The sequence below is a fragment of the Nocardia thailandica NBRC 100428 genome (genome assembly GCF_000308795.1).
In the GTDB taxonomy this organism is placed as follows: Bacteria; Actinomycetota; Actinomycetes; order Mycobacteriales; family Mycobacteriaceae; genus Nocardia; species Nocardia thailandica.
Genome location: NZ_BAGK01000117.1, coordinates 11,863 through 33,693 on the forward strand (window position 1 = coordinate 11,863; position 21,831 = coordinate 33,693).

A 21,831-nucleotide genomic window follows, 5' to 3' on the forward strand; every position below is an offset into this window, starting at 1 on the left:
TGCGATGACCACTCCACGCGCCCGGGCCCGCGCCCAGACCATGGCCGACATCGTGCGGATCGGCCGCGAGCACCTGGCCACCCACGGTGCCGCCGCGCTGTCGCTGCGGGCGGTCGCGCGCGACCTCGGCGTGGTCTCCTCGGCGGTCTACCGCTACGTCAGCAGCCGGGACGAACTGCTGACCCTGCTCGTCATCGACGGCTACAACGCCCTGGGCGACGCCGTCGACGCGGCCGTGGCCGCGGCCCCCGACTCGCCCGCGGAGCGGTTCCGGGCCGCCGCCGTCGCCGTGCGCACCTGGGCCCTCGCCGAACCCGCCTGGTACGGGCTTCTCTTCGGCACCCCGGTGCCCGGCTACGAGGCTCCCGCCGCGCAAACCGTCGACCCGGGTGTGCGGGTGATCGCCACCCTGCTGCGCCTGATCGCCGAGGCGTACCGGGCGGGCGACCTGCGCGCGCCGGACGCGCCCGCGCCGGTCCCCGCCGCGCTCGCGGCGGACTTCGCCACCATCCGCGCGGAGTTCGGCCTCGACCTGCCCGACTGGCTGCTCGGCGCCGCCCTCACCGTGTGGAGTTCGCTGTTCGGCGCGGTCACCTTCGACGTGTTCGACATGTACGGCCGCGACACCTTCACCGACCGTGCCGAGGTGTTCGAGCTGCACGTGTCGAACCTGATGGCGAGCCTGGGTTTCCGCTGACACGCGATGGTCGCCGGGGGTTCGCCGAGGCGGCGCCGACACTGCGGACCGATCGGTACGGTAAGCACGAAGATGCCATTTGTCCCGGTGCGCGGTAGACCGGCAGGTGGTGATCGTGTCCGCCGGGGTGGCGGGCACGGCCGATGTGCCGGTTCGAACAGGAGTGCCCGATGGATTTTCGCCAGGATGTGCTGCGTCGTGTTCGCGATGGGCTGCGTGATCTACCCGATGATCACCGCCACGTGACCGTGCGCACCGGTGCCGCCGCGCGCGGTCCCGTCCTGGATCCGGCGCAGCGCGCCGAGCTCGCCGACCGGTTCGCCGAGCAGTTGCGGGGTCACGACACCCCGGTCTGGCAGAGCTCCGCCGACGACCTGCCCGAAGCCGTATGCGCCGCCCTGGACGCCCTCGGGGTCCGCACCGCCTGCACGGCCGACCCGTCGCCGCCGTGGCTGGACCTGTGGTCCGCGGGCGAGGATCGGGCCGTGGTCTTCGAGGGCCGCGACGACAGCGACGACGCCGAGGTGGTCGTCGGCGAGGCCGTGGCGGCCGTGGCCTCCTCCGGGGCCCTGGCCGTCGAGACGGGCGCGGGCAGGCACCGGCTCGGCATCGCGCCGCGCCTGTGCGTGGTTCGCGCCGAGCGGTTGCATCCGTCGCTGCCCGAGGCGCTCGAGGCCGTGGATCCGCGCCGCCCGCTGGTCTGGCTCGGCGGTCCCGACGAGTCGACGGCGGCGGGCCTCTCGGCGGTGGTCCTCGTGTCCTGAGCCCGGTCGCGACACGCTCGGGAGTGTTGTGTGGGACGCAGGGTCTCAGTTACTCTCGGTACCAAGGGTGTGACGCCGACAACAGGCGCACACCGCGGCACGAACCGAGGAGGCATCGATGACGCTGTCCGAATCGAGCCGTGGCGCACTCATCACCGAGGAGTACCGGGAGGCGCTGGCCACCCTGTCCCAGGGGTCGGTCGACCGCAATTTCGACCCCTACCTCGACATCGACTGGGATGCGCCCGAGCTCGCTCTTGATCCGAACGACGTGCGCTGGGTGCTCTCGCCCGAGCTCGATCCGCTCGGCGCCACCCAGTGGTACAGGGATCAGCCGCTGCAGCGCCAGATCGACATCGGGCGCTGGCGCGTGGCGAACGTGGTGAAGGTCGGCGCGGCCTTCGAGAGCGTGCTCATCCGCGGGATGATGCAGTACATCATGAAGCTGCCCAACGGGTCGCCGGAGTTCCGCTACTGCCTGCACGAGATGACCGAGGAGTGCAACCACATCCAGATGTTCCAGGAGCTGATCAACCGGATCGGCGAGGACGTCCCCGGGATGCGGCCGCTGTTCAAGATGCTCTCGCCGTTCATCGGCGTCGCCGGCGGCTACGCGCACACCATCCTGTTCATCGGCATCCTCGGTGGCGAGGAACCGATCGACCACTACCAGAAGGCGATCCTGCGCGAGGGCGGCCGGATGCCACCGATGGTGTTGCGCACCATGGAGATCCACGTCGCCGAGGAGGCTCGGCACATCTCGTTCGCCGGGGAGTTCCTCGCCGCGCACATCGCCCGGATGGGCCCGGTGAACCGGCAGCTGTGCGCGGTCGCGTTCCCGATCGCGATGCGCTGGCTGGCCGGGGAGATCATGGCGCCGCACCCGGAGTTCGCGCGCAAGTTCGACATCCCGCGCGAGGTGATGCGCGAGGCGTTCTGGGAGTCGGAGAACTCGCGCGCCACGCTGTCGGGCTACTTCGGCGACATGCGCAAGCTCGCCGGTGACCTCGGCCTGATGAATCCCGTGACCCGCCGGCTGTGGCGCGCCATGGGCATCGACGGACCGCCCTCGCGCTACCGCAGCGAGCCCGAGCGGGGCGTGCGCCGCGTCGCCTGAGTCAGCCGCGGCTGAGCTGGGTGATGACCTGCACGAGCGGCAGCGCGGGATCGAGCACGAGCCCGCGTTGCCGCGCCACCCCGTCCAGCACGTGCCAGGCGTAGCTCGCGACCTCGGCCACGAGCTGATCGCGGGTCAGCGCGGGCGCGGGATCGTTGGCCCAGCGGGTGACCGTGGCCTCGGTCATGGACACGATGGCGAAGGTCATGGTGTCGGCGGCGGGTTCGTCGACGACGCCGACCAGGCCGCCGAGCCCGACGACCAGCTGCCGGGTGGACGCGGAGATCGAGGCGATGAGCGAGCTCATGCCGTCGGTGTCGGGGTCCGATTCCGAGGGGCCGCCGCGCAGGAACTCGTGCAGGCGCGGATGCTCCTCGATCCACTCGACCACCGAGCTGACCGTGCGGGCGAGGATCTCGTGGATCGACCCCTCCGCGATGTCGAGGGCGTCCTCGATGTCGGCGACGAAGAGGTCGGCCACCGTGGTGCGGATGCGCCGGTCGAGTTCGTCGCGGCCCGCGAACTGGCGGTAGACCACGGACTTGGCCAGCCCCGCGTGCTCGGCGATCTGGACGATCGGCACCTCCACCCCGGGCGGCGATTGCTCGAGCAGGGTGATCGCCGACTGCACGATCTGCTCGCGGCGGCTGTCGTTGTGGGGCTGCCAGCGGGCAGCCCTGCCGCTCACGGCGCTCCCGGATTGTGACGCTGCGCTCGACACCCGCCCGAGTGTAGATCACCGCACGCCGCGTCCGGCCACTACCGCGGTAGCCGGACCGGATCGGTACAGCCCGCGGGCGCGTCGACGAGCGAGCAGGCGACCGGCGGGCGGGTCGGCAGGTAGTCGGCGGCCACCCCGCCGCGGGCGGTGATGTCGGTGTACGCGGCGACCGCCTCGGTGGGGCGCCGGGTCAGCGTGGGGTCGGTCCGGACGTCGACCGTGTAGAGGCCGAACCGGGGTGTGTAGGAGCCCCATTCGTAGTTGTCGGTCAGGCTCCAGTAGTTGTAGCCGAGGAGGGGAAGGCCGTCGGCGACCGCGCGCTGCAGCCAGTACACGGTGTCGCGCAGGGCGTCCGCGCGACCGTATCCGTCGGCGCGGGACAGCCCGTTCTCGGTGGGCATGCCGTTCTCGACGACGTAGAGGGGCAGGCCGGGGAAACGGCGCGCGTAGTGGTCGAGGGCGTAGTAGATGCCCTCGGGCTGCAACGGGATGTTCCAGAGCCGATCGAAGTCGGGGACGAAGAGAGCGTCGGGGGACAGGCCGTAGTAGTAGTCGATGCCGACGTAGTCCAGGCGGCCGGTGATGCCGTCGAGGATGGATCCGTTGACCGCGTCGTCGGCGGCCGGGATGTAGGCCATGTTGCTGGTGACCATCGCGCCCGGCTGCGCCGCGTGGATGTGGTCGTAGATCGCGTTGTGCGCCGCGACGATCCGGTCTCGGACCGTCGGCAGGTCTGCGGGGGTGAGCGCGCCGTGCCGGATCTCGTTGACCAGGTAGAAGGCGGGTTCGTTGAACGTGACCCACAGCGGGTCCGCCGCGGCGTACCGGTCCACGACGCGACGCGCGCTCGCCAGCCAGTTGTCCACCATGCCCGGGTCGCGCCAGCCGCCGCGATCGGCGGCCCAGCCGGGATACACCCAGTGGTCCAGGGTGATCATCGGCCGCATGCCCGCGTCGGTGATCGCCCGGATCACCTCGTCGTAGAAGCCGAGGCCCGCCTCGTCCCACTCGCCGGGCCGCGGCTGCACGCGCGCCCACTCGATGCCGAGCCGGTACACCCGCACGCCGAGACCGGCGGCGAGGGCGATGTCGGACCGGTAGCGGGTGAAGAAGTCGATCGAGTCGCCGTAGCGGTCGAGTTTCGGGTCGGCCGCGACGTAGCGCGTCCAATTGCTCTCGGGCGCATGGCCTTCGGACTGGAATCCGGAGGCGGCCACGCCCCACAGGAAGTCGTGGGGCAGGGGAGCGAGGACGGCCGGCGCGGGCGGGCGCGCCGCCACGGGCGCGGCACTGCCCGCGAGGAGGACCGCGGCGAGCGCGAGGACTGGAAGGAAGGAGCGGCGGGGGGAGCGCACAGGATCCTCCTGGGGGAGGGGAGAGGGTCGTTTCACAGTGTGCGGTACTTCGGGGGAGGGGAGCCGGATTACCCGCCGAGCGCGCCGGGGAGGAGAGCCGTGGCTTCGTCCTTCGGTGGCTTCGACCCTGCCCCGGTCTGAGCGGTTTTCCATCGAGATAGATAGATATGCGCATCTAATTATACATCTCCTTTCCTGTCTCGAACGCCCCCTCCAGACACCTGAAATCCTCGCTATACGAACCCTCACCAGCACAGACAGGGGAGGGGTTGGCGTGAGGTGCCTCTCATCGGGCGTGCTGGGTGCCGCGAATCGTGGTGGCTCGAGAAAGGATTCGTGGATGGTGTCGAATCCTTTGCCTGCGATCGCCCGGGTGGTCGCGCAGCAGCGGTGGGTGATGCGGGGAGCCGGAGTGGTGCTGCCCGCCGAGAAGTTCCTGCGCCGGGTCACCGGCGGGCGCTACGGCGTCCTGGATCTGTCGGGGCTGCCCTCGATCCAGGTGACCGTGCGCGGCCGCAAGACGGGGCTGCCGCGCAGCACGTCGCTGCTCTACGTCCCCGACGGTGCCGACTTTCTGCTCATCGGATCGAACTGGGGCAAGCAGGCACATCCGGCCTGGTCGGCCAACCTCCGCGCCGCCACCGAGGCCACGGCCCGCGTGGGCAGCGCCGAGTTCCCGGTCTCGGTCACCGAAGTGACCGGCGTGGAGCGCAAGGCGGCCTGGGACCAGGCCGTGGAGTTCTGGCCCGGCTACGAGATGGAACACGAGCTGGCCGGTGGCCGGGAGTTCCGGATCTTCCGGCTGTCGCGGCTGGGCTGAGCCCGGTCAGAGGCCGAGCTTGGTGACCGCGTTGTCGTCGAGGGGGTCGGCGGTGCGGATGTAGCGGTGGACGGTGCGCGGGTTGGACCAGCGGCCCTGGCGCATGATCTCGCGGTCGGCGGCGCCACCGAGGGCCGCCTGGGTGGCGAAGCCGGCGCGCAGCGAATGCCCGGAGAACAGGGCGGGGTCGAGTCCGGCGCGGGCGGCATAGCGCTTGACGAGTTCGGCGACGGCCCGGCCGGACATGGCGGTCGCACCGAGGCCGCCGTGGCGGTTGACGGTGGGGAACAGGGGCAGGTCACGGCCCGCCAGTGCGCTGCCGGTGTAGCCGTGGCAGCGATGCAGGGCGTTGTCGACGGCCGGTGCGCGGCGGATGCCCGAGTCACCCTCGGCGACGTGGATCTCCCTGAGCTGCAACCAGTCCGCGAAGGCGCACACCGGGCAGGTGTGCGGGCGCTGACCGCGCGGGAGCACGACCCGCTGTTCGTGGACGCCGGTGGGGTCGGTCTTGGTGCCGGCGAGGCGGACCAGCAGCAGGGGTTCGCCGGTGCGGTGATCGGTCTGCACGGCGACGTCGTCGACGCGCAGGCCGGCGAGTTCGCTGCGGCGCAGCGCGCCGGCGAAGCCGACCAGCAGCAGGAGCGTGTCGCGGCGGCGGGCGGCCTCGGCGCCGGGGCCGGGCGCGGGGAGCTGGTCGAGCAGCTGGCCGAGGGTGTGCAGGAGGACGGGGCGTTTGCGGGTCGGGCGGCTGCGCCGGGTGCGGCGGATGCCGCGCAGGGTCAGGCGGACGACGTCGGCGCGGGTCGGGGCGGGGAGCCCGTTCGCCGCGTGCACGGCCGCGATCGCGGCGGACTTGCGTTCGAGTGTGGCCGGGCCGAACGCGAATTCGCCGTTCTCGCGGCGGGCGTCGGCCGCCGCGGCCAGGTAGACGGCCACGTCGACGGGATCGGCGGGCAGGGCCTGGCGGCCCTCGGCCGAACACCAGGCGGCCCAGGCGATCCAGTCGGTGCGGTAGGCGCGCAGCGTGTTCGGCGACTGGGAGGCTTCGAGGTATCCGCGCAGCGAGCCGACCTGCTGTTCGTCGAACCGCTCGCGCACGGTGCGCAGCGCGGCGGTGTCGACGAGGACGCTGCGCACGCCGCGGCGTACCTGATCCAGCACGGCATCGGGCACGGCGAGGGCGGCGGTCTCGTCCTGGGTCATCGGGTCCTCACGCTCGGTGCTCGACGGCGGGCACGGTGTTCTCCGACGATAGCCGCCCGCTGTCCGGGGTGCGGGGAACCGCTGGTGGACACGGTGTTCGGCGGCCCGGTCGCGGCGGGCCCGCGGGGTCAGGGCCGGAGCGCGAGGCCGGGTCGTAGCGCGGAGACCGCGCGTCGGGCGGCTTCGAGTGCGCTGTTGATCGCGATCTCCCCGCGCATCCCGGGGGCGGCGACCATGTCGCCCGCGAGGTAGACGTTGTCGCCGCGGTCGACGGCGGGGCGGTCGCGCCAGGTGTGTCCGGGGAGGTCGAGGGCTCCGGTGCGGCCCTTGGCGGTGGCGGTGCGCTGGAAGGTGGTGCGGGCGAGGCGGTCCGGGAGGAGCTGGTCGGCGAAGTAGCTCAGGCGCTGGTGGGCCGAGGTGTGGGATTCGCCGGCGCGCAGGGGCATCTGGAGCTGGTAGAGGGATTCGCCCGCGGGTGCGATGGTGTCGTCCTGCATGGTGTAGCTCTCGTGGAAGCCGCCCTCGTCGAGGTCGAAGGCGAGCAGGGTGTCGCGGCGGTCGGTGGTGAGGGCGATGTCGAGCAGGACGCAGTCGCCGCTGTGGCCGGTGAGGGTGTCGTCGTGGAGGAGGGTGCGCGCGGAGGCGAGTTCGGTGGCGACGATGACCGGGCCGCCGGTGGGCAGTTCGGTGACGCGGGAACCGGTTTCGATGATGACGCCGAGCGCGGCGGCCTGCTCGGCCATGCGGTCGATGACCTCCTGCCAGCCGCCGCGCACCCAGCGCACGGCGGGCACGCGGGGTCCGAGGACGCGCTGGAATAGGCCGAAGACGAAGGCGGCGGACAGGCTGCCGGTGTCGGCGGTGTAGGTGACGACGCTGATGGCGTTGGCGACCTGGCGGGCGGTCTTGTCGCCCCAGAGGCGGGTGGCCCAGGTGTGGAAGTCGAGGTCGACGGGCGCGGTGCGGAAGGCGGCGGCCTGGGCGCGGAGGACGCCGAGCGGGGGGACGGCGCGGAGGCGGTCGTCGGCGCGGAAGCGCAGGCGGGCCGCGGCGGCGGGGGACGGCCAGCCGAGTCCGGCGGTGAAGCCGCGCTGCTTCAGCCAGCGGTAGTGGGGGCCGTCGGCGTAGAAGACGTGGGCGCCGTCGTGGGCGACGTGGGGCGCGGCGGTGGCGCGGCCGCGGCCGCCGAGGGTGTGGTGGGCTTCGTGGAGGCGGACGGGGACGCCGGTCTCGGCGCAGGCGATGGCGGCGGTGAGGCCGGCGATTCCGCCGCCGACGACGGTGATGTGGTCGGTGGTCATGCTGGGGTCTCCTGTCCGTGACGGGCCGCGTCGACGCGGGCGGCGATGAGTTCGGCGGTGGCGCGCAGGTAGTGGTCGGTGTCGATGCCCGCGGGGTGGTCGCCGTCGAAGATGTCGGTGATGAGCCAGTAGTGGGCGATGGCGCCGGTGAGGACGGCGGCGGTGTCGGTCCAGTCGGCGGGGTCGGTGCCCGCGCCGGTGAGGCCGGCGAGGGCGCGGGCGATGACGGAGACGACGACGTCGTATTCCTCGCGGCGGAAGACGTCGAGGACGGCGCTGTTGATGGTGTTGTCGCGCATGAGGATGCGGGTGACGTCGCGGTCGTGTTCGAGGCGGGCGAGGCCGATGCGGCAGAGCACGGTGATTTTGTCGACGGTGTCCGCGCCGGGCGCGGTCTCGTCGAGCAGCGCGCTGACCGAGAAGTCGGGGTCGAGGAAGCGGGCCCAGTCGCCGCGGTCGGTGAGCCGGGTCTGGATGGCTTCGACGAGCAGGGCGTCCTTGGAGCGGAAGTGCCGGTAGAGGGCGCCGGAGCCGGCGGAGAGCCCGGCGGCCTGTTCGATCTGGGCGATGGTGGTGCGGGCGAAGCCCTGTTCGCCGAACAGGCGCAGGGCCTCGGTCATGATCCGGCGGCGGGACGAGATCGCCATCGAGCCTCCTGTAAGTAACTACTTACTTGCAGGCTATTGAAGCGCGCCGCCGCCGCGAGCGCAAGGGTGCGCGTGGTGGCCTCAGGAGGCGCGGGCGGGTCGGGCCTCCTCGGTGGCGGCGCGCACGTAGCCCGCGACGGGGCTCAGGCGCAGCACGGCGGGCATGCGCCGGGTGAGGGCGGGGTCGCCGTGGAAGCTGATGCGGCCTGCGCGCTGGGCGTGGACGAGTGGCACGCGGCCGAGCCAGATCTCGTAGAGGGTGGCGACGGCGGCGGTGATCGTGACGTCGACCGGATAGCCGGGGTCGCTGTCGCAGACCGAGGCGACGCCGCGTTCGACGACGATCCAGTAGCGGCGGATGTCGTCGGTGAAGCGCACGTGCAGGACGTGGCGCAGTCCGGGGAAGGAGGAGGTGTCGACGCGGTCGCGCATCCACCAGACCAGCAGGCCGGGATCGCGTTCCTCGGCGCGGGAGGGGCCGAAGGTCCAGCGTGCGCCCCATTCGCCGAGCCCGAACAGGATCGGTTCCAGGTCGCGGCCCGCAGCGGTGAGCTGGTGGTCGGTGCCGACCTTGTCGAGCAGGCCGGCCCGTTCGAACTGGCGCAGGCGTTTGGCGAGCAGGCTGCGCGAGAGGCCGGGCAGGCCGCGGGCGAGGTCGTTGAAGCGGGTGGTGCCGAGGTAGAGGTCGCGCAGGATGAGCAGCGACCACCGTTCGCCGAGCACGTCGAGCGCGCGCGAGATCGGGCAGTACTGGCCGTATCCGTCGTTGTTGTCGGTCATGTCCACCTCGTCGCCGGGGTCCACTTTCAGGACCGGGGGAGTCCACTTTCTGGACTATTCGGTTATCGCGGCGCTTCTTACGTTCGAAACATGACTTCGACAGTTTCCGAAACCCAGACCACCATCGACCGCGTCGCCCTGGCCCGCGAGATCGGTGAATTCCTGCGTCCCGAGGTGGCCGAGCGCGATCGCTCCGGTGAGATCTCGGTGGCGGCGTTCGACCGGTTGCGTGCCTCCGGTCTGTCCGCCGCGTTGGTGCCGGCCGAGTTCGGCGGCGGCGGCGCGAGCCACGCCGAGATGGGTGCGGTGTTGCGCGAGCTGGGCCGCCACGATCCCTCGACCGCGGTGGCGTTCGCGATGCACACGCATCTGGTGGCCGCGCAGGTGTGGCGGCACCATCACGGTATCGATGCCTCGGCGGTGTTCGGCAAGGTCGTCGGCGGGGCGATCCTGGTCAGTACCGGCGCCTCGGACTGGGTGGGATCCAACGGGTCCGCCGAGCGGGTCGAGGGCGGGTACCGGGTGCACGGCCGCAAGGCGCCCGCCAGCGGCTGCGAGGTCGGCGACGTGCTGGTGAGCAGTATCCGGTTCGGCGGTGAGGTACTGCATTTCGCGATGCCGCTGTCGGCGCAGGGCGTGCGGATCGAGCAGACCTGGGACACGCTGGGCCTGCGGGCGAGCGGTTCGCACACGGTGGTGCTCGAGGACGTGTTCGTCCCGGACGCGGCGGTCTCGCTGATCCGGCCCGCCGAGGTGTGGCCGCCGTTGCTGAACGTGGTGATCGGCGCGGCGATGCCGCTGGTGATGGCGGCCTACCTGGGGGTGGCCGACGCGGCGGTGGAGGTGGCGACGACGCTGCTGGCGGGGCGCGGCGACGACGCGACGGTGCAGACGGTCGGGGAGATGCTCAACGCCCATGTGACCGCGGCGGATCTGATCGCGGCGATGTTCGCCGATTCGGCGGATCTGCGGTTCGCGAACACCGATGCCGGTGCGGCGCGGATCCTGAGCCGCAAGACGGTGGCGGTGGAGGCGCTCATCGCGACGGTGCGTCACGCGATCGAAGCGACCGGCGGCGCGGGGTATTCGCGCTCGTGTGCGCTGGAGCGGCTCTACCGCGACGTGCACGGCGCGCATTTCCATCCGCTGCCGCGCGCGAGGCAGTTGCGGTTCTCGGGCAATGTGGCGTTGGGGCACAGCCCGATCGGGTGATCAGGGTGTGCCCGCGTAGAGGTGGCCGCTGACGACCGGGTCGCTGGTGAGGACGTGGTCGACCACGGCCCAGAAGTCGGCGAGGCGCGGGTGGGTGCGCGCCTGGTCGCGGGTGAGGACGGTGCCGTGGAGGGGGCCTGCGGTGCCGTCGGCGCAGGCGTGGACGAGTCCGGCGGCGGGGGTGGCGTTGCCCGATCGCGTGCCGACGCGGCAGCCGAAGGTGACGTGGTCCTGCGCGTATTCGCCGTCCCAGGTGCCGAGGATGACGTCGATCCAGGTCTCGGGGTCGCGGCCGGCGTGGTGGTAGCTGCTGGCGTAGTAGACCGCGACGGGCTCGCCGTCGCTGTGGACGACGTTCCAGGTGCGTTCGACCGGGGCGTCGCAGCATTCGCATTCGAAGTGGTGGTGCTGGTGCTGGGTGGGGTCGGACGTCGGTTTCACCGGCGGAATGTTACCGAGGGGCGGAGGGGGGTCCGGCGGGGGCCGGGAGTGCCGGATGCCGTTGGGCGTCCGGCACTTTCCGTCGTCAGTCGGCGAGGGTGTCCACGGTGGGCGCGATCGGGCCGAACAGGTCGGCGATGGTGGTGAGGGCGGCACGGTGCAGGTCGGCCGCGGACAGGGTGGTGCCGTCGGGTGCGGCGAGGTCGCGGGTGGCGGTGGCCTCGGCGACGACGGTGGGCCGGTAGCCGCGGGCGAAGGCGCCCTGGGCGGTGAAGGTGACGCACAGGTGGGTCATGAATCCGGCAAGGACGAGGTCGCCGCCGGGCGCGACGCCGAGGGCGGCGAGCCGCTCGTGGAGGTCGGTGCCGGTGAAGGCGTCGGGAAGGTGTTTGACGACGACGGGTTCACCGTCGCGGGGGGCGACTTCGGCGCTGATGGCGCCCAGGTCGGTGTGGAGGTCGTAGGGGGAGCCGGTGCCCGCGTCGTTGACGACGTGGACGATCGGGATGCCCGCGGCGCGGGCGCGGGCGAGCAGGCGGGCGCCCGCGGCCAGGGCGGGGGCGGCGCTGTCGCCCAGGGACATGACGCCGGTGCGGTAGGTGTTCTGGTAGTCGATGAGGACGAGGGCGGCGTCGCGCAGGCGGGGCGGGGTGTCGTCGAGGCCGCTGACGGCGCGCAGGGTGGGGGAGACGGTCATGGGGGTGCCTTTCGTCGGGCAGGTGGGGGCGCCCGGACCGCGGGCCGCGGTTCGGGTGGTTCGGGGTGGTGGTTCAGGCGCGGGTGCGGAAGCGCCGTCGGTAGCTCGCGGGTCCGGTGCCGAGGCGGCGGCGGAAGGCGCGGTGCAGGGTTTCCACGGAGCCGAGTCCGGCGTCGGTGGCGATCTGGTCGAGGGTGCGGTCGGTGGTTTCCAGGAGCCTGCGGGCGACCTCGACGCGGGTGGATTCGACGTAGGCGCTGGGGCCGACGCCCATCTCCTTGGTGAACACGCGGGCGAAGTGACGTTCGCTCAGGCGCATGCGTTCGGCGAGGGCGCGAACGGACAGGTCGGCGTCGTGGTGTTCGGTGATCCAGGCGCGCAGGGCGTCGATGTCGCGGCGGGCGGTGGCGGGCCGGCTGAGCGGGACGGAGAACTGGCTCTGTCCGCCCTGGCGGCGCAGGAACACGACGAGCTGGCGGGAGACGGCCAGGGCGAGGTCTTCGCCGTGGTCCTCGGCGACCAGGGCGAGGGCGAGGTCGAGGCAGGCGCTGATGCCCGCGCCGGTCCAGAGCCTGCCGCGGTCGGCGCGCACGAAGATGGGGTCAGGGTCGACGGTGACGGTGGGGTGGTCGGCGGCGAGCTGGGCGGCGGTGGACCAGTGGGTGGTCGCGGTTCTGCCGTCGAGGAGTCCCGCGGCGGCCAGGACGTGGGCGCCGACGCAGACCGAGGCGACGCGGGCGGCGTGGGGCGCGGTGGCGCGTACCCAATCGACGACGGCGGGGTCGAGGCGGGCGACGGGTTCGCCGTCGATCATGTCGACGGCGCCGGGCACGATCAGGGTGTGCACGGGGGTGCCGATGCCGGCGAAGGTGTCGTCGGGCAGCAGCCGTACGCCGGCGGAGGTGTGGACCGGGTCGGGTGTGGGGGCGGCGAGGCGGATCTCGTAGCCCGCGGCGCCGCCGGTCTCGCGGTTGGCGAGGGCGAAGACTTCGGCGGGGCCGGTCACGTCGAGCAGGTCGACCTCGGGGAAGACCGTGATGACGATCCGGCGGGTGGTGGGCATGTAGTCATCCTGTCGCGCCGCCGGTCATGGCCGCAATGACGAGGTTGTGTCACTTTCGGACAGGGGATCGCGGCCCGGTCAGGGGGTGGCGAATCCGCGCAGGACGGTGGTCACCAGGGCGTCGGCGAAGGCGTCGTCGAGGGGGCCGGTTCCGGTGAGCCAGCGCTGAGTGACGGGGCTGTAGAGCAGATCGATCAGCAGGTCGAGGTCGGCGTCGGGGGCGAGCTGGCCGGCGTCCTGGGCGCTGCGCAGGCGGGCGATCTTGGCGTCGTGGACGGGCCGGTGCATGCGGTCGCGGTAGGTCGCGGCGAGGTCGGGGTCGTTGAGGATCTCGGTCATGAGGGCGCGCAGGGGTGCGCCGAAGGCGGGGTCGGCGAGTTCGGCGACGGTGGCGCGCAGGACGGTGGTGAGGTCGGCGGCGAGGTCGCCGGTGTCGGGCAGGGCGATGCCGCCGCTGTCGGGGTGCTCGCTGAGGGCGAGGATCGCGTCGAGGACGACCGCGCCCTTGGTGGGCCACCAGCGGTAGATGGTCTGTTTGCCGACTCCGGCGCGGGCGGCGATGGCCTCGATGGTGAGTTTGGCGTAGGGAGTGTCGGCGAGCAGGGCGCGGGCGGCGTCGAGGATCGCCAGGCGGGAGCGTTCGCTGCGGCGGGTGGTGTCGGGGGTGCGGGCCATGACGGCGATTCTAGAGGGAACGCAACGTCTCGTCTTGACAAGTCGGCGCGCGCCGCGCATAGTCGTGGACGTAAACGAGACGAATCGTCTCGTCTTATCGGACCGAAAAGGAGCCCCCATGACTCGCGCGAGCAGCGAACCCCGCACCTGGTTCATCACCGGCGCCTCCCGGGGGCTCGGCCGGGCCTTCACCGAAGCCGCCCTGGCCGCGGGAGACCGCGTCGTCGGCGTCGCCCGCGACGTCACGCCCCTGGCCGACCTGGCCGCCGGTTCCGGGGGCCGCCTGGTCACCTTCGCCCTCGACGTGGCCGACCGCGCCGCCGTCTTCGCCGGCGTCGACCGCGCCTTCGCGACGTTCGGCCGGGTGGATGTCGTGGTCAACAACGCCGGCGGCGTCGTGCTCGGCATGCTCGAGGAGGTCACCGAGGAGCAGGCCCGTGCCCACCTCGACGTGAACTTCTTCGGCGCGCTGTGGGTGAGCCAGGCCGTCGTCCCGCACCTGCGCGCCCAGGGCTCGGGACACATCCTGCAGGTCTCGTCCATGGGCTCGGCAGGCGGTTTCGCCGCGACCGGCCTCTACGGCGCGGGCAAGGCGGCCCTGGACAGCATCGCCGAGGCCCTGGCCATGGAGGTCGAACGCTTCGGCGTCGCGGTCACCATCCTGCAACCGGGCGGCTACGAGACGGGCCTGTTCACCGCCGGGCTGACCATGACCCAGGAGAACCCCGCCTACGCCGAGCTGCGGGAATGGCTGCAGAGCAGGTGGACCGAGTCGGTGGACGCCGACCCCGCCCTCGCCGCCGCGGCCGTGCTCGAGATCGTCGGCATGGACGAGCCGCCCGCGCGGGTGGTGCTGGGCGGGGCCGCCTTCGACATCGTGGAGGACCTGCTCGGGGCCCGCGCCGCCGAGCTGCGCAGGTGGGAGGACCTGAGCCGGCGCGCGGGTTAGCCGCTCAGCCGATCAGGATCGGGGCCCCGTCGGCGGGCACGTGGGTGATGTTGCGGACCCGCCCGCGCCCGCTCGCCCCCGGCGGCAGGGTCAGGGTGTGCCTGCGCAGGATCTCCTGGAGCACGGCCGCGCCCTCCATCAGCGCGAAACCCGCGCCGAGGCAGCGCCGTACGCCGCCGCCGAAGGGCAGCCACGTGTGCGGCGCGACGCTGCCGTCGAGGAACCGCTCGGGCCGGAACACCGCGTCCGGGTAGGCCTCGGGCCGGCGGTGGGCCAGCAGGATCGAGGTCGCCACGACCGTCTCGGCGGGCAGGTCGTAGCCGCCGAGGGTGAGGTCGCGGGTCAGTTTGCGCACGATGCCGCCGATCACCCAGTGATAGCGCAGCGCCTCCTTGATCACCGCTTCGAGGTAGGCGGTGTCGCCGTCGAGCGCGGCGCGGCGTGCCCGCTGCTGCGTGCCGGGGTCGGCGGCGAGCTCGTGCAGGGCCCAGGCCAGCGCCGAGGAGGTCGTCTCGTGGCCTGCGACGAGCAGGGTGACCAGCTGGTCGCGCAGTTCGGGCGCGGTGAGCGGGGACTCGGTGTCCGCGCCCGCGGCCAGCAGGCGCGACAGGACGTCGGCGCCGGGTTCGTCGGCCTCGGCGCGGCGGGTGTCGATCTCGGCGTAGAGCCGGGCGTCGAGCCGGTCCTTGTCGTCGTGGAAGCGCTTCCACGGCCCGTACCGTTGCAGGCGGGGGTAGCGCGAGCCGAGCAGGGTGAGCGGGGCGATGTCGGTGATGCGCCGGATCGGTGGACCCAGCAGGGCACGGCGGCGCGGATCACTCACCCCCAGTACGACTTCGCCGATCACGTCGAGGGTGATCTCGGTCATCGCGTCCAGGCTGCGCACGGTCGCGCCCGGCGCCCAGTTCTCCACGCGGGCGGCCGCGATCTGCTCGATCATCTTGCGGTAGCCGGCCAGGGCGGCGCCGCTGAAGGCGGGCATCAGCAGCTTGCGGGCGCGCGCGTGGTCGGCCTCGTCGGTGATCAGCACCGAGTGATCGCCCAGCAGCGGGCGCAGGATGCCGTTGCTCTCCCCGGCGTGCAGGTCGGTGGGGGAGGCGGCGAAGATCTCGCGCACGTGCTCGGGGCGGGTGAACACCACCAGGTTCCTGGCGTAGGGCGCGACCATGCGCAGGGTGAAGGTGTCGCCGTAGCGGCGGGCGGTGGCGGTCATGAACCGTTCCCGCGCTTGCACATAACGCATGGTCTGCAGGACCGGGGGCAGCCGGGGGCCGGGCGGAAACATGGGCGGTCGTCCTCTCCTGGGCACCTGACTCCACGGTAACCCCGCCCGCCGTGACCGGACCGGGTTTCGGGTCAGCCGCTGTGCCGGTCCATCAGGGCGACCAGTTCGTCGGGCAGCCGGAACACCAGCGCGCCCGCGTCGTCGGTCTCGGTCAGCTGCACCAGCTGACCGCGCCGCCACCAGAACAGGTGCGGGCTCAGCGGCCCCGGCGCGTCGACGTAGCCGCGCACCGCGAAGTCGGTGAGGTCGAACAGGGCGGGCGCGAACGGGGAATCGTCGATGGGCCGGAACGCGACCTGGTTGCGGTTGGGCACGGCCACGAGCACCCCGTCCTCGCCGACGGGGATGCCGAGCCCGGCCAGGAGTTCGTCCAGGACCAGGATCTTGGCGGCGGTGAAGTGCGAGCGGTCGACCACCGCGTGGAACTGCCCGCCCTCGCGGCGGCTGAAGGTGCCCGGCGAACTGACCGGCAGGGCGCGCAGATTCGCCAGCGCCCGCGCCCACACGTCGTCGCTGTCGCCGAGCTGGGCGACCGCGTCCCCGCCCAGCACGTGCACCGAGGTGGGGGTGTCGACGGCGAGCACGATCCGCAGGTCGTCGGTGAACCGGCGCGCGTAGCGGAACTGTTCGGCGGGCGCGTGTTCGAGGTACTGGCGGGGCAGGACGCGCGGATACAGGGTGGCCAGCAGGTCGGTGCCCGCGGCGGCGAGGACCTCGCCGCTCGGCATGGCCAGCACGTTGTCGACGTGGGCGCGCACCAGCCCGGGCCAGGCCCGGTGCCCGCGCGGGTCCTGGTTGCAGACCGCGAACAGGTTGTAGAGGCTGTAGTCGTGACCGTCGATGGTGCGCAGCGACGCCGCGCCGGGCGTCACCTCGACGCCGCGTTCGGCGAAGTTCTCGCGGACCAGGGCCCGCAGCCGGGCGGCCTCGTGCACGGACAGGAACGGGAAGACCGCGTCGCGCGCGACGGTGTCGGGATCGCGTTCGGCGGGGCCGGATCCGGTGCGGGCCTCGACGATGTAGCGGGCCACGCACACGCAGGACAGGATCAGCAGGACCAGCAGCGCGGAGTCGGCGCGCTGGGGGTCGCGGTCGGCGGGTTCGGATCCGGCCCACAGCACCGCGAGCATGGTCAGTACGAACGCCGCGACCGCGAACCGGGCGTCGCGGCGGCGCCGGGTCCGGGCGGCGACCAGCACCGCGGCGACCCAGGCGAGCATGCCGCAGCTGGCCAGGGTCATCCCGACGACGAGCAGGCCCTCGAGCACCGGCCACCACCGGCGCCGGTCAGCTCCCATCCCCACGATCACACCTCCGGCACCCGCGCGCGGTCGGCGCGGCGCCGCGCGCCACTGTAGCCGAGGCAACGATCAGCGTGACGTGGGCAGGTCGGCCAGACGCATTGCCCACCAATAGAACTCGTCGGCGGGGCCGAGGCAGGCGGTGATCCGCGGCGGCACCAGCCTGCCTGCCGCGGCGCCGACCAGGTCGAACAGTCCCAGGTGCGTCCACTCCCACAGCATGCTGTCGATGTTGTAGGCGGTCATGAGCCGGTCGACCCGTGCGCGGATGCCCGCCACCGCGGCGGCGTCGAGGCCGGCGTGGGAGCGCAGCCGTTCCAGGGTCGCGCGTTGGTCGGCTTCGGGGAATTCGGTGTCGAGGAACGGTTCGAGCAGGTCGGCCCAGACGTCGAAGCGGCGGACCCGTGTGATCGCGGCGCGTTCGCAGAACAGCGCGAGGTCCTGGGAGTGGGCGGCGGGGACGAACAGTGTTTCCCCGCGCCGGGTCCGGATCTCGGGCGGGTGGGTGGACCAGTCGGCGTCGCGGATCAGCGCGGCGGCGAGTGTGCCGTCGGGATGGACCGTGGCCGCGGGGATCTCGTAACCGGTGTAGCGGATCCGGTCCGCGCCGAATTCGACGTGCACCGGGCCGAGAATAGCGGGGGCGTCCCCGTGGTGGTGGGTGCGTGCCGTGGCCGCGCACCCACCGGGGGTCAGGCGGAGTGGCCGGGCAGGACGCAGACCGCGTCCAGGCCGAGGACGTGGTTGAGGCGGCCGAAGGCGAGCCAGGCGCCGATGCTCATGCTCAGTTCCACGACCTCGGTCTGGGTGTAGTGGGCGAACATGCGCTGCCAGAATTCGTCGTCGAGGCTGTGGTGGTCGGTGGCGTAGCGCTCGGCGTATTCGGCGGCGAGGCGGGTGCGTTCGTCGAAGCGGTCGGTCAGGCGCCAGTCGGTGACGGCCTGCGCGAATTCGGGTTCGACCTTCTGTCCGTCGCGTTCGGTGCGCCAGTCCAGGCAGAACAGGCATCCGTTGATCTGGGCGATGCGCAGGCGGGCGGCCTCGAATTCGCGCAGGCCGAGGGTGGAGTGTTCGTAGACCGACAGAGAGAAGGCCGAGGCGGCGATGCCGATACCGGGAACCATCTCGCCCCAGACGAATCCGATGGGGTCCTTGCCCTCGGGTACGTCGATGATCATGGCTTCTTCCTTCCGAGTCTGCCCGTCGCGGCACGCAGCGGGACGTCGAGGGCGTCGTAGAGGCCGGGTTCGGCCTCGGCGAGCCAGTCGATGGCGTTGACCAGCCGGCCGACGGCCGTGGCGTTTCCGCCCGCCGAGCGGTTGCCGCCTTCGTCGGTGGCCTCCACGCTGACCTCGATGCGCGGGCGGCCCTCGATGATCACCCGGTGCGCGCCGTCGCCGTCGGGCGGTGTGGGCCAGTCGGGGGCGCAGGAGGGGTGGATGCGGGTGACGTGTTCGACCACGAGCAGCGGTTCGCCGTCGACGATGCCCTGGACCTCGAACCGGATCGCGCCCTGGGTGCCCGCCGCGAACTCGCCCATGGACGGGGTGGTCACGGTGGTGTCGAGGGCGCGCCGGTCCACGGTCTCGCGGATGTCGTCGAGTTCGACGCCGAGCCCGCGGGCCAGCAGCCGGATCTGGCCGCCCCACACCATGGTCGGCACCGTGGGGGCGATCATAGGCGGCTGGTAGTCCATCGGCTGGCCCATGCCGACGAGCCAGCGCACCGAGTCGGGCTGGTCGTAGGTGGAGTAGTCGAAGATCTCCTGGCAGCGGATCGCCTCGACCGAGGTGGATAACCCGGAGAGCAACAATGGCAGCACATCATTGCCCCAGCCGGGATCCACTCCGGATACGAACAGCGAACCACCGCCCGCCGCAATGGCTTCCAGGACCTGTGCGCGCAGGTCGGCGGGGGCGTTGCGGGGGTCGTAGAGGGCGTAGACCGCGGGCGAGACCACGACGGCGCCCGCCCGCAGCGCGCGCACGATGTCGGCGAGCGCGTCGTCGGGACGGATGTCGCCGGAGGCGGCGTAGACCACGGCCCGTGGCTTCGTGGCGAGAAGGGCGTCGATGTCGGCGGTGGCGGCCACGCCGAGTTCGGTGTCGAGACCGGCGAGCGCGCCCGCGTCGCGGCCGACCTTGTCGGGGTTGTGCACGAGCACCCCCGTGAGTTCGAGCGCCGGATGAGCGTCGACGGCACGGATTGCCGCGCGGCCGACGTTGCCGGTGCCCCAGACGATCGTGGGGATCATCGCGCCAGGGTAGCAAGCGCTTGGTCGGGCAGGTCGGGAACGAAAAAAGACGAGGCCCGGCGCCTCGTCCCCCTTCACCATATCGCGGGCACCGGGGCTTGCGGCAAGGCCCGGTCCGTGGTGCAGAATCACCGGCCGGACCGGGTTCGGCGACAGAAGTGGGGAAGACGATGATCGACGTGATCGTGGTGGGCGGCGGCCCGACCGGGATGATGCTGGCGCGCGAGCTGCGCCTGCACGACGTGCGGGTGGTGGTGCTCGAGAAGCAGCCCACCCAGCCGCCCTACGTGCGCGCGCTGGGGCTGCACGTGCGCAGCATCGAGGTCCTGGCACAGCGCGGACTGCTCGACCGTTTCGAGGAACACGGCACACACCACCCGCTCGGCGGCTTCTTCGCCGCCATCGACAAGCCGGCCCCCGCCGACCTGGACACCACCTACCCCTACGCCCTCGGCATCCCGCAGAACATCACCGACCGCCTGCTCGCCGAGTACGCCGCCGACGCGGGCGCCGACATCCGCCGCGGCCGCACCCTGACCGGCCTGACCCAGGACGGCACCGGCGTGATCGCGCAGCTCGACGACGGCACCGCCCTGCGCGCCCGCTACCTCGTCGGCTGCGACGGCGGCCGCAGCACCGTGCGCAAGCTGACCGGCATCGGCTTCCCCGGCGAACCGACGCGGGTGGAGACGCTGCTGGGAGAGATGTCGGTGACCGCGACGCCGCAGACCGTGACCGAAGTGGTCACCCGGATCCGCGCGACCGAGAAGATCTTCGGGCTCATGCCGCTGGGCGACGGTGTGTACCGGGTCGTCGTGCGCGCCGACGGCGTCAGCGAGGACCGCACCAGCACCCCGACCCTCGACGACTTCCGCACCCGGCTGCGGGCGGTGGCGGGCACCGACTTCGGGGTGCACTCCCCGCGCTGGCTGTCCCGCTTCGGCGACGCGACCCGCCAGGCCGAGACCTACCGCCGCGACCGGATCCTGCTCGCGGGCGACGCCGCCCACATCCATCCACCCGTCGGCGGCCAGGGCCTCAACCTCGGCATCCAGGACGCGGTGAACCTGGGCTGGAAACTCGCGGCGCAGGTGCGCGGCCGGGCGCCCGCCGACCTGCTCGACAGCTACGAGGCCGAACGCGCACCCGTGGCCGCCGAGGTCATCGACAGCAGCCGCGCCCAGATGGAGCTGCTGTCCACCGCGCCCGGCGCGCAGGCCGTGCGGCGCCTGGTCACCCGGCTGCTGGACTTCCCCGACGTGCACCGGCACCTGCTCGAGAAGCTCACCGGCATCGGCATCCGCTACGACTTCGGGCCCGGCCCCGAGCAGCTCGGGCGACGCCTGCGCGACATCGACCTGAGCGAGGGCACCCTCTACGCGCGCCTGCACGCCGGTCGTGGCCTGCTGCTCGACCGGACCGGCGCGCTGTCGGCGAAGGGCCACGACGACCGCGTCGACACCGTCACCGATCCCGGCGCCCGCCTCGACGCGCCCGCGGTGCTGCTGCGCCCCGACGGCTACATCGCCTGGCTCGGCGAGGACCAGGACGGCCTCGATGCCGCGCTGCGCCGCTGGTTCGGTACGCCCGCGCTCAGTTGAGCGAGGGGCCGTCGTCGAGGACACCGCCCAGCCGCGACAGCGCGCCGCGCCACACCCGTTCCATGGCGTTGCGGGCCATCTTCTGGCGTTTGTCCTCGACGTAGAACCCGGTCTGGGTCACCAGCATCCGGGTGCCGCGGCCCTGGGGCCGCACCGCCCAGTCGGCCACCCAGCGCTTGGGGTAGCGGGCGCGCAGGTCGACCCAGGTGAAGGTCAGCTGTTCGCCCGGCCGCGCGGTGAGGACCTCGCAGGCGATCTCGCCCGGGGTCCCCACCGGGATGGCGAAGATGAAATGGGTGCCGACGACCGGCTCGAAACCGGTGGAGGGCATCAGCCACCGTTCCACCAGCCGCGGTTCGGTCAGCGCCGCCCACACCGCCTGCGGCGGATGCGGGAAGAAGCTGCCGATCTCGACGGCCGCGGGATCGCGTTGCGGCTCCGATGTCATTGGCTCACCACCCCGATCGAGCTACCCATGTCCCCCAGCTTCGCACGCCGCCCGGCCGGAACTCGGACTCGCGCCGGGCCGCGCCGCGCGGACGCGGGTGCCGTCAGTCGTACCACTCCGGGTCGCCTGCCGCCAGGAAGCCGGCCAGAACGGTGGTGTCGCGCAAGGCTTCCTGGAGATAGGAGCCCAGCGTGCGCAGCGCGTCGGCGTCGGTGCCGTAGGCGACCATCATGCCCGCCTCCGGGTCGAAGCGCACCCGATCGCTGAGCTGCGGCGCGCGCAGCGCCAGTGCCGCGCGCGCGACCCCGGTCCAGCCGTAGCCGCCGGGCTCGTAGCCCGCCTCGGCGAAGACCTCCGCGCCGGCGGTCATGTCGCCGTCACCGAGCATGAGGCAGAAGGTGCCCGGCTTGTGGTCGTACTCGAAGAAGACCAGGGGCGCGAAGGAGGTTCGATCGGTCACGGGGGTCAACCTATCGGCACCCACCGACATCCACCGCCCC

24 protein-coding genes are annotated in these 21,831 nt (G+C 72.3%); 7 read left to right on the forward strand and 17 right to left on the reverse strand.

Annotated features, from left to right (window positions below; genetic code table 11):
- Nucleotides 1-4: 4 nt before the first annotated feature.
- From ON36_RS12215 to ON36_RS12225, 3 genes are all read left to right on the forward strand, one after another.
- The gene (locus tag ON36_RS12215; protein WP_043651587.1) at nt 5-697 is read left to right on the forward strand and encodes a TetR/AcrR family transcriptional regulator; all 693 of its coding nucleotides are present in this window, start codon (nt 5-7) and stop codon (nt 695-697) included.
- Nucleotides 698-867: 170 nt separating this feature from the next.
- Nucleotides 868-1,461 (forward strand): hypothetical protein, encoded by a 594-nt coding sequence (locus tag ON36_RS32700; protein WP_157224852.1) that lies wholly within the window; start codon nt 868-870, stop codon nt 1,459-1,461.
- Nucleotides 1,462-1,579: 118 nt separating this feature from the next.
- Nucleotides 1,580-2,578, forward strand: coding sequence for an AurF N-oxygenase family protein (locus tag ON36_RS12225; protein ID WP_052313903.1), 999 nt, complete (start codon nt 1,580-1,582; stop codon nt 2,576-2,578).
- A 1-nt stretch (nt 2,579) separates the two neighbouring features.
- On the opposite strand, the gene ON36_RS12230 is transcribed toward ON36_RS12225, so the two are convergent.
- Both ON36_RS12230 and ON36_RS12235 read right to left on the reverse strand, forming a co-directional pair.
- Nucleotides 2,580-3,266, reverse strand: a complete 687-nt coding sequence (locus tag ON36_RS12230) for a TetR/AcrR family transcriptional regulator (RefSeq protein WP_245558049.1) — start codon at nt 3,264-3,266, stop codon at nt 2,580-2,582.
- Nucleotides 3,267-3,337: 71 nt separating this feature from the next.
- Nucleotides 3,338-4,654, reverse strand: coding sequence for a family 1 glycosylhydrolase (locus ON36_RS12235; RefSeq protein ID WP_043651591.1), 1,317 nt, complete (start codon nt 4,652-4,654; stop codon nt 3,338-3,340).
- A gap of 340 nt (nt 4,655-4,994) precedes the next feature.
- Between ON36_RS12235 and ON36_RS12240 the strand changes: the two genes are divergently transcribed.
- Nucleotides 4,995-5,474: a nitroreductase family deazaflavin-dependent oxidoreductase gene (locus ON36_RS12240; protein WP_052313904.1), complete on the forward strand. Its 480-nt coding sequence runs from the start codon at nt 4,995-4,997 to the stop codon at nt 5,472-5,474.
- Between the two features lie 6 nt (nt 5,475-5,480).
- Here ON36_RS12240 and ON36_RS12245 read toward each other — a convergent pair whose 3' ends face one another.
- From ON36_RS12245 to ON36_RS12260, 4 genes are all read right to left on the reverse strand, one after another.
- The gene (locus ON36_RS12245; protein ID WP_043651596.1) at nt 5,481-6,677 is read right to left on the reverse strand and encodes a site-specific integrase; all 1,197 of its coding nucleotides are present in this window, start codon (nt 6,675-6,677) and stop codon (nt 5,481-5,483) included.
- A gap of 128 nt (nt 6,678-6,805) precedes the next feature.
- Nucleotides 6,806-7,978: an FAD-dependent oxidoreductase gene (locus ON36_RS12250; RefSeq protein ID WP_043651599.1), complete on the reverse strand. Its 1,173-nt coding sequence runs from the start codon at nt 7,976-7,978 to the stop codon at nt 6,806-6,808.
- Nucleotides 7,975-8,625 carry a TetR/AcrR family transcriptional regulator gene (locus ON36_RS12255; protein ID WP_043651601.1) on the reverse strand — a complete coding sequence of 217 codons (651 nt, stop codon included), beginning with the start codon at nt 8,623-8,625 and terminating at the stop codon, nt 7,975-7,977. Before ON36_RS12255 ends, ON36_RS12250 begins: the two co-directional genes overlap by 4 nt.
- Nucleotides 8,626-8,706: 81 nt before the next feature.
- Entirely contained in the window at nt 8,707-9,405 is a 699-nt protein-coding gene (locus ON36_RS12260) for a winged helix-turn-helix transcriptional regulator (protein ID WP_043651671.1), read from the reverse strand.
- Nucleotides 9,406-9,495: 90 nt separating this feature from the next.
- On the opposite strand from ON36_RS12260, the gene ON36_RS12265 reads away from it, so the two are divergent.
- Complete coding sequence (locus ON36_RS12265) at nt 9,496-10,617, forward strand: acyl-CoA dehydrogenase family protein (RefSeq protein WP_043651602.1); 1,122 nt, start codon at nt 9,496-9,498, stop codon at nt 10,615-10,617.
- Here ON36_RS12265 and ON36_RS32705 read toward each other — a convergent pair whose 3' ends face one another.
- The 4 genes from ON36_RS32705 to ON36_RS12285 form a co-directional block, all read right to left on the reverse strand.
- Nucleotides 10,618-11,058: a hypothetical protein gene (locus tag ON36_RS32705; protein ID WP_052313905.1), complete on the reverse strand. Its 441-nt coding sequence runs from the start codon at nt 11,056-11,058 to the stop codon at nt 10,618-10,620. It abuts the gene before it with no gap.
- A gap of 85 nt (nt 11,059-11,143) precedes the next feature.
- Nucleotides 11,144-11,755, reverse strand: a complete 612-nt coding sequence (locus ON36_RS12275; protein WP_043651603.1) for an isochorismatase family protein — start codon at nt 11,753-11,755, stop codon at nt 11,144-11,146.
- Nucleotides 11,756-11,828: 73 nt separating this feature from the next.
- On the reverse strand, nt 11,829-12,818 hold the full coding sequence (locus ON36_RS12280; protein ID WP_043651606.1) for a GlxA family transcriptional regulator: 990 nt from the start codon (nt 12,816-12,818) through the stop codon (nt 11,829-11,831).
- A gap of 78 nt (nt 12,819-12,896) precedes the next feature.
- Nucleotides 12,897-13,493 (reverse strand): TetR/AcrR family transcriptional regulator, encoded by a 597-nt coding sequence (locus ON36_RS12285; protein ID WP_043651607.1) that lies wholly within the window; start codon nt 13,491-13,493, stop codon nt 12,897-12,899.
- Between the two features lie 118 nt (nt 13,494-13,611).
- On the opposite strand from ON36_RS12285, the gene ON36_RS12290 reads away from it, so the two are divergent.
- Nucleotides 13,612-14,442, forward strand: a complete 831-nt coding sequence (locus ON36_RS12290) for an SDR family NAD(P)-dependent oxidoreductase (RefSeq protein ID WP_043651608.1) — start codon at nt 13,612-13,614, stop codon at nt 14,440-14,442.
- A 4-nt stretch (nt 14,443-14,446) separates the two neighbouring features.
- Here ON36_RS12290 and ON36_RS12295 read toward each other — a convergent pair whose 3' ends face one another.
- The 5 genes from ON36_RS12295 to ON36_RS12315 all read right to left on the reverse strand — a co-directional run bounded on the left by ON36_RS12295 (nt 14,447) and on the right by ON36_RS12315 (nt 19,282).
- A complete protein-coding gene (locus ON36_RS12295) occupies nt 14,447-15,727 on the reverse strand; it encodes a cytochrome P450 (protein WP_052313906.1) in 1,281 nt (426 codons plus the stop codon).
- A 71-nt stretch (nt 15,728-15,798) separates the two neighbouring features.
- A complete protein-coding gene (locus tag ON36_RS12300; protein WP_157224853.1) occupies nt 15,799-17,031 on the reverse strand; it encodes a DUF1444 domain-containing protein in 1,233 nt (410 codons plus the stop codon).
- A gap of 66 nt (nt 17,032-17,097) precedes the next feature.
- Nucleotides 17,098-17,652 (reverse strand): hypothetical protein, encoded by a 555-nt coding sequence (locus ON36_RS12305; protein WP_043651610.1) that lies wholly within the window; start codon nt 17,650-17,652, stop codon nt 17,098-17,100.
- A gap of 68 nt (nt 17,653-17,720) precedes the next feature.
- Nucleotides 17,721-18,206: a carboxymuconolactone decarboxylase family protein gene (locus ON36_RS12310; protein ID WP_043651611.1), complete on the reverse strand. Its 486-nt coding sequence runs from the start codon at nt 18,204-18,206 to the stop codon at nt 17,721-17,723.
- Complete coding sequence (locus tag ON36_RS12315) at nt 18,203-19,282, reverse strand: NAD(P)H-dependent amine dehydrogenase family protein (RefSeq protein ID WP_043651612.1); 1,080 nt, start codon at nt 19,280-19,282, stop codon at nt 18,203-18,205. The genes ON36_RS12310 and ON36_RS12315 overlap by 4 nt, the downstream gene beginning before the upstream one ends.
- A 170-nt stretch (nt 19,283-19,452) precedes the next feature.
- Between ON36_RS12315 and rox the strand changes: the two genes are divergently transcribed.
- The gene (rox, locus tag ON36_RS12320; protein ID WP_043651619.1) at nt 19,453-20,883 is read left to right on the forward strand and encodes a rifampin monooxygenase; all 1,431 of its coding nucleotides are present in this window, start codon (nt 19,453-19,455) and stop codon (nt 20,881-20,883) included.
- Here the strand turns inward: rox and ON36_RS12325 are convergent.
- Both ON36_RS12325 and ON36_RS12330 read right to left on the reverse strand, forming a co-directional pair.
- On the reverse strand, nt 20,876-21,331 hold the full coding sequence (locus ON36_RS12325) for an SRPBCC family protein (RefSeq protein ID WP_043651620.1): 456 nt from the start codon (nt 21,329-21,331) through the stop codon (nt 20,876-20,878). The genes rox and ON36_RS12325 overlap by 8 nt on opposite strands.
- A gap of 103 nt (nt 21,332-21,434) precedes the next feature.
- Entirely contained in the window at nt 21,435-21,791 is a 357-nt protein-coding gene (locus tag ON36_RS12330; RefSeq protein ID WP_052313907.1) for an Imm51 family immunity protein, read from the reverse strand.
- Nucleotides 21,792-21,831 lie beyond the last annotated feature (40 nt).

Excerpts from the sequence above, each read along its gene's own strand:
- ON36_RS32700 (WP_157224852.1), top strand. The coding sequence starts at position 868 with ATGGATTTTCGCCAGGATGTGCTGCGTCGTGTTCGCGATGGGCTGCGT.
- ON36_RS12240 (WP_052313904.1), top strand. The coding sequence starts at position 4,995 with ATGGTGTCGAATCCTTTGCCTGCGATCGCCCGGGTGGTCGCGCAGCAG.
- ON36_RS12295 (WP_052313906.1), bottom strand. The coding sequence starts at position 15,727 with ATGTTTCCGCCCGGCCCCCGGCTGCCCCCGGTCCTGCAGACCATGCGT.
- ON36_RS12310 (WP_043651611.1), bottom strand. The coding sequence starts at position 18,206 with ATGATCATCGACGTACCCGAGGGCAAGGACCCCATCGGATTCGTCTGG.
- ON36_RS12225 (WP_052313903.1), top strand. The coding sequence starts at position 1,580 with ATGACGCTGTCCGAATCGAGCCGTGGCGCACTCATCACCGAGGAGTAC.
- ON36_RS12250 (WP_043651599.1), bottom strand. The coding sequence starts at position 7,978 with ATGACCACCGACCACATCACCGTCGTCGGCGGCGGAATCGCCGGCCTC.
- ON36_RS12275 (WP_043651603.1), bottom strand. The coding sequence starts at position 11,755 with ATGACCGTCTCCCCCACCCTGCGCGCCGTCAGCGGCCTCGACGACACC.
- ON36_RS12280 (WP_043651606.1), bottom strand. The coding sequence starts at position 12,818 with ATGCCCACCACCCGCCGGATCGTCATCACGGTCTTCCCCGAGGTCGAC.
- ON36_RS12245 (WP_043651596.1), bottom strand. The coding sequence starts at position 6,677 with ATGACCCAGGACGAGACCGCCGCCCTCGCCGTGCCCGATGCCGTGCTG.
- ON36_RS12285 (WP_043651607.1), bottom strand. The coding sequence starts at position 13,493 with ATGGCCCGCACCCCCGACACCACCCGCCGCAGCGAACGCTCCCGCCTG.
- ON36_RS12290 (WP_043651608.1), top strand. The coding sequence starts at position 13,612 with ATGACTCGCGCGAGCAGCGAACCCCGCACCTGGTTCATCACCGGCGCC.
- ON36_RS12315 (WP_043651612.1), bottom strand. The coding sequence starts at position 19,282 with ATGATCCCCACGATCGTCTGGGGCACCGGCAACGTCGGCCGCGCGGCA.
- ON36_RS12215 (WP_043651587.1), top strand. The coding sequence starts at position 5 with ATGACCACTCCACGCGCCCGGGCCCGCGCCCAGACCATGGCCGACATC.
- rox (WP_043651619.1), top strand. The coding sequence starts at position 19,453 with ATGATCGACGTGATCGTGGTGGGCGGCGGCCCGACCGGGATGATGCTG.
- ON36_RS12325 (WP_043651620.1), bottom strand. The coding sequence starts at position 21,331 with ATGACATCGGAGCCGCAACGCGATCCCGCGGCCGTCGAGATCGGCAGC.
- ON36_RS12260 (WP_043651671.1), bottom strand. The coding sequence starts at position 9,405 with ATGACCGACAACAACGACGGATACGGCCAGTACTGCCCGATCTCGCGC.
- ON36_RS12265 (WP_043651602.1), top strand. The coding sequence starts at position 9,496 with ATGACTTCGACAGTTTCCGAAACCCAGACCACCATCGACCGCGTCGCC.
- ON36_RS12255 (WP_043651601.1), bottom strand. The coding sequence starts at position 8,625 with ATGGCGATCTCGTCCCGCCGCCGGATCATGACCGAGGCCCTGCGCCTG.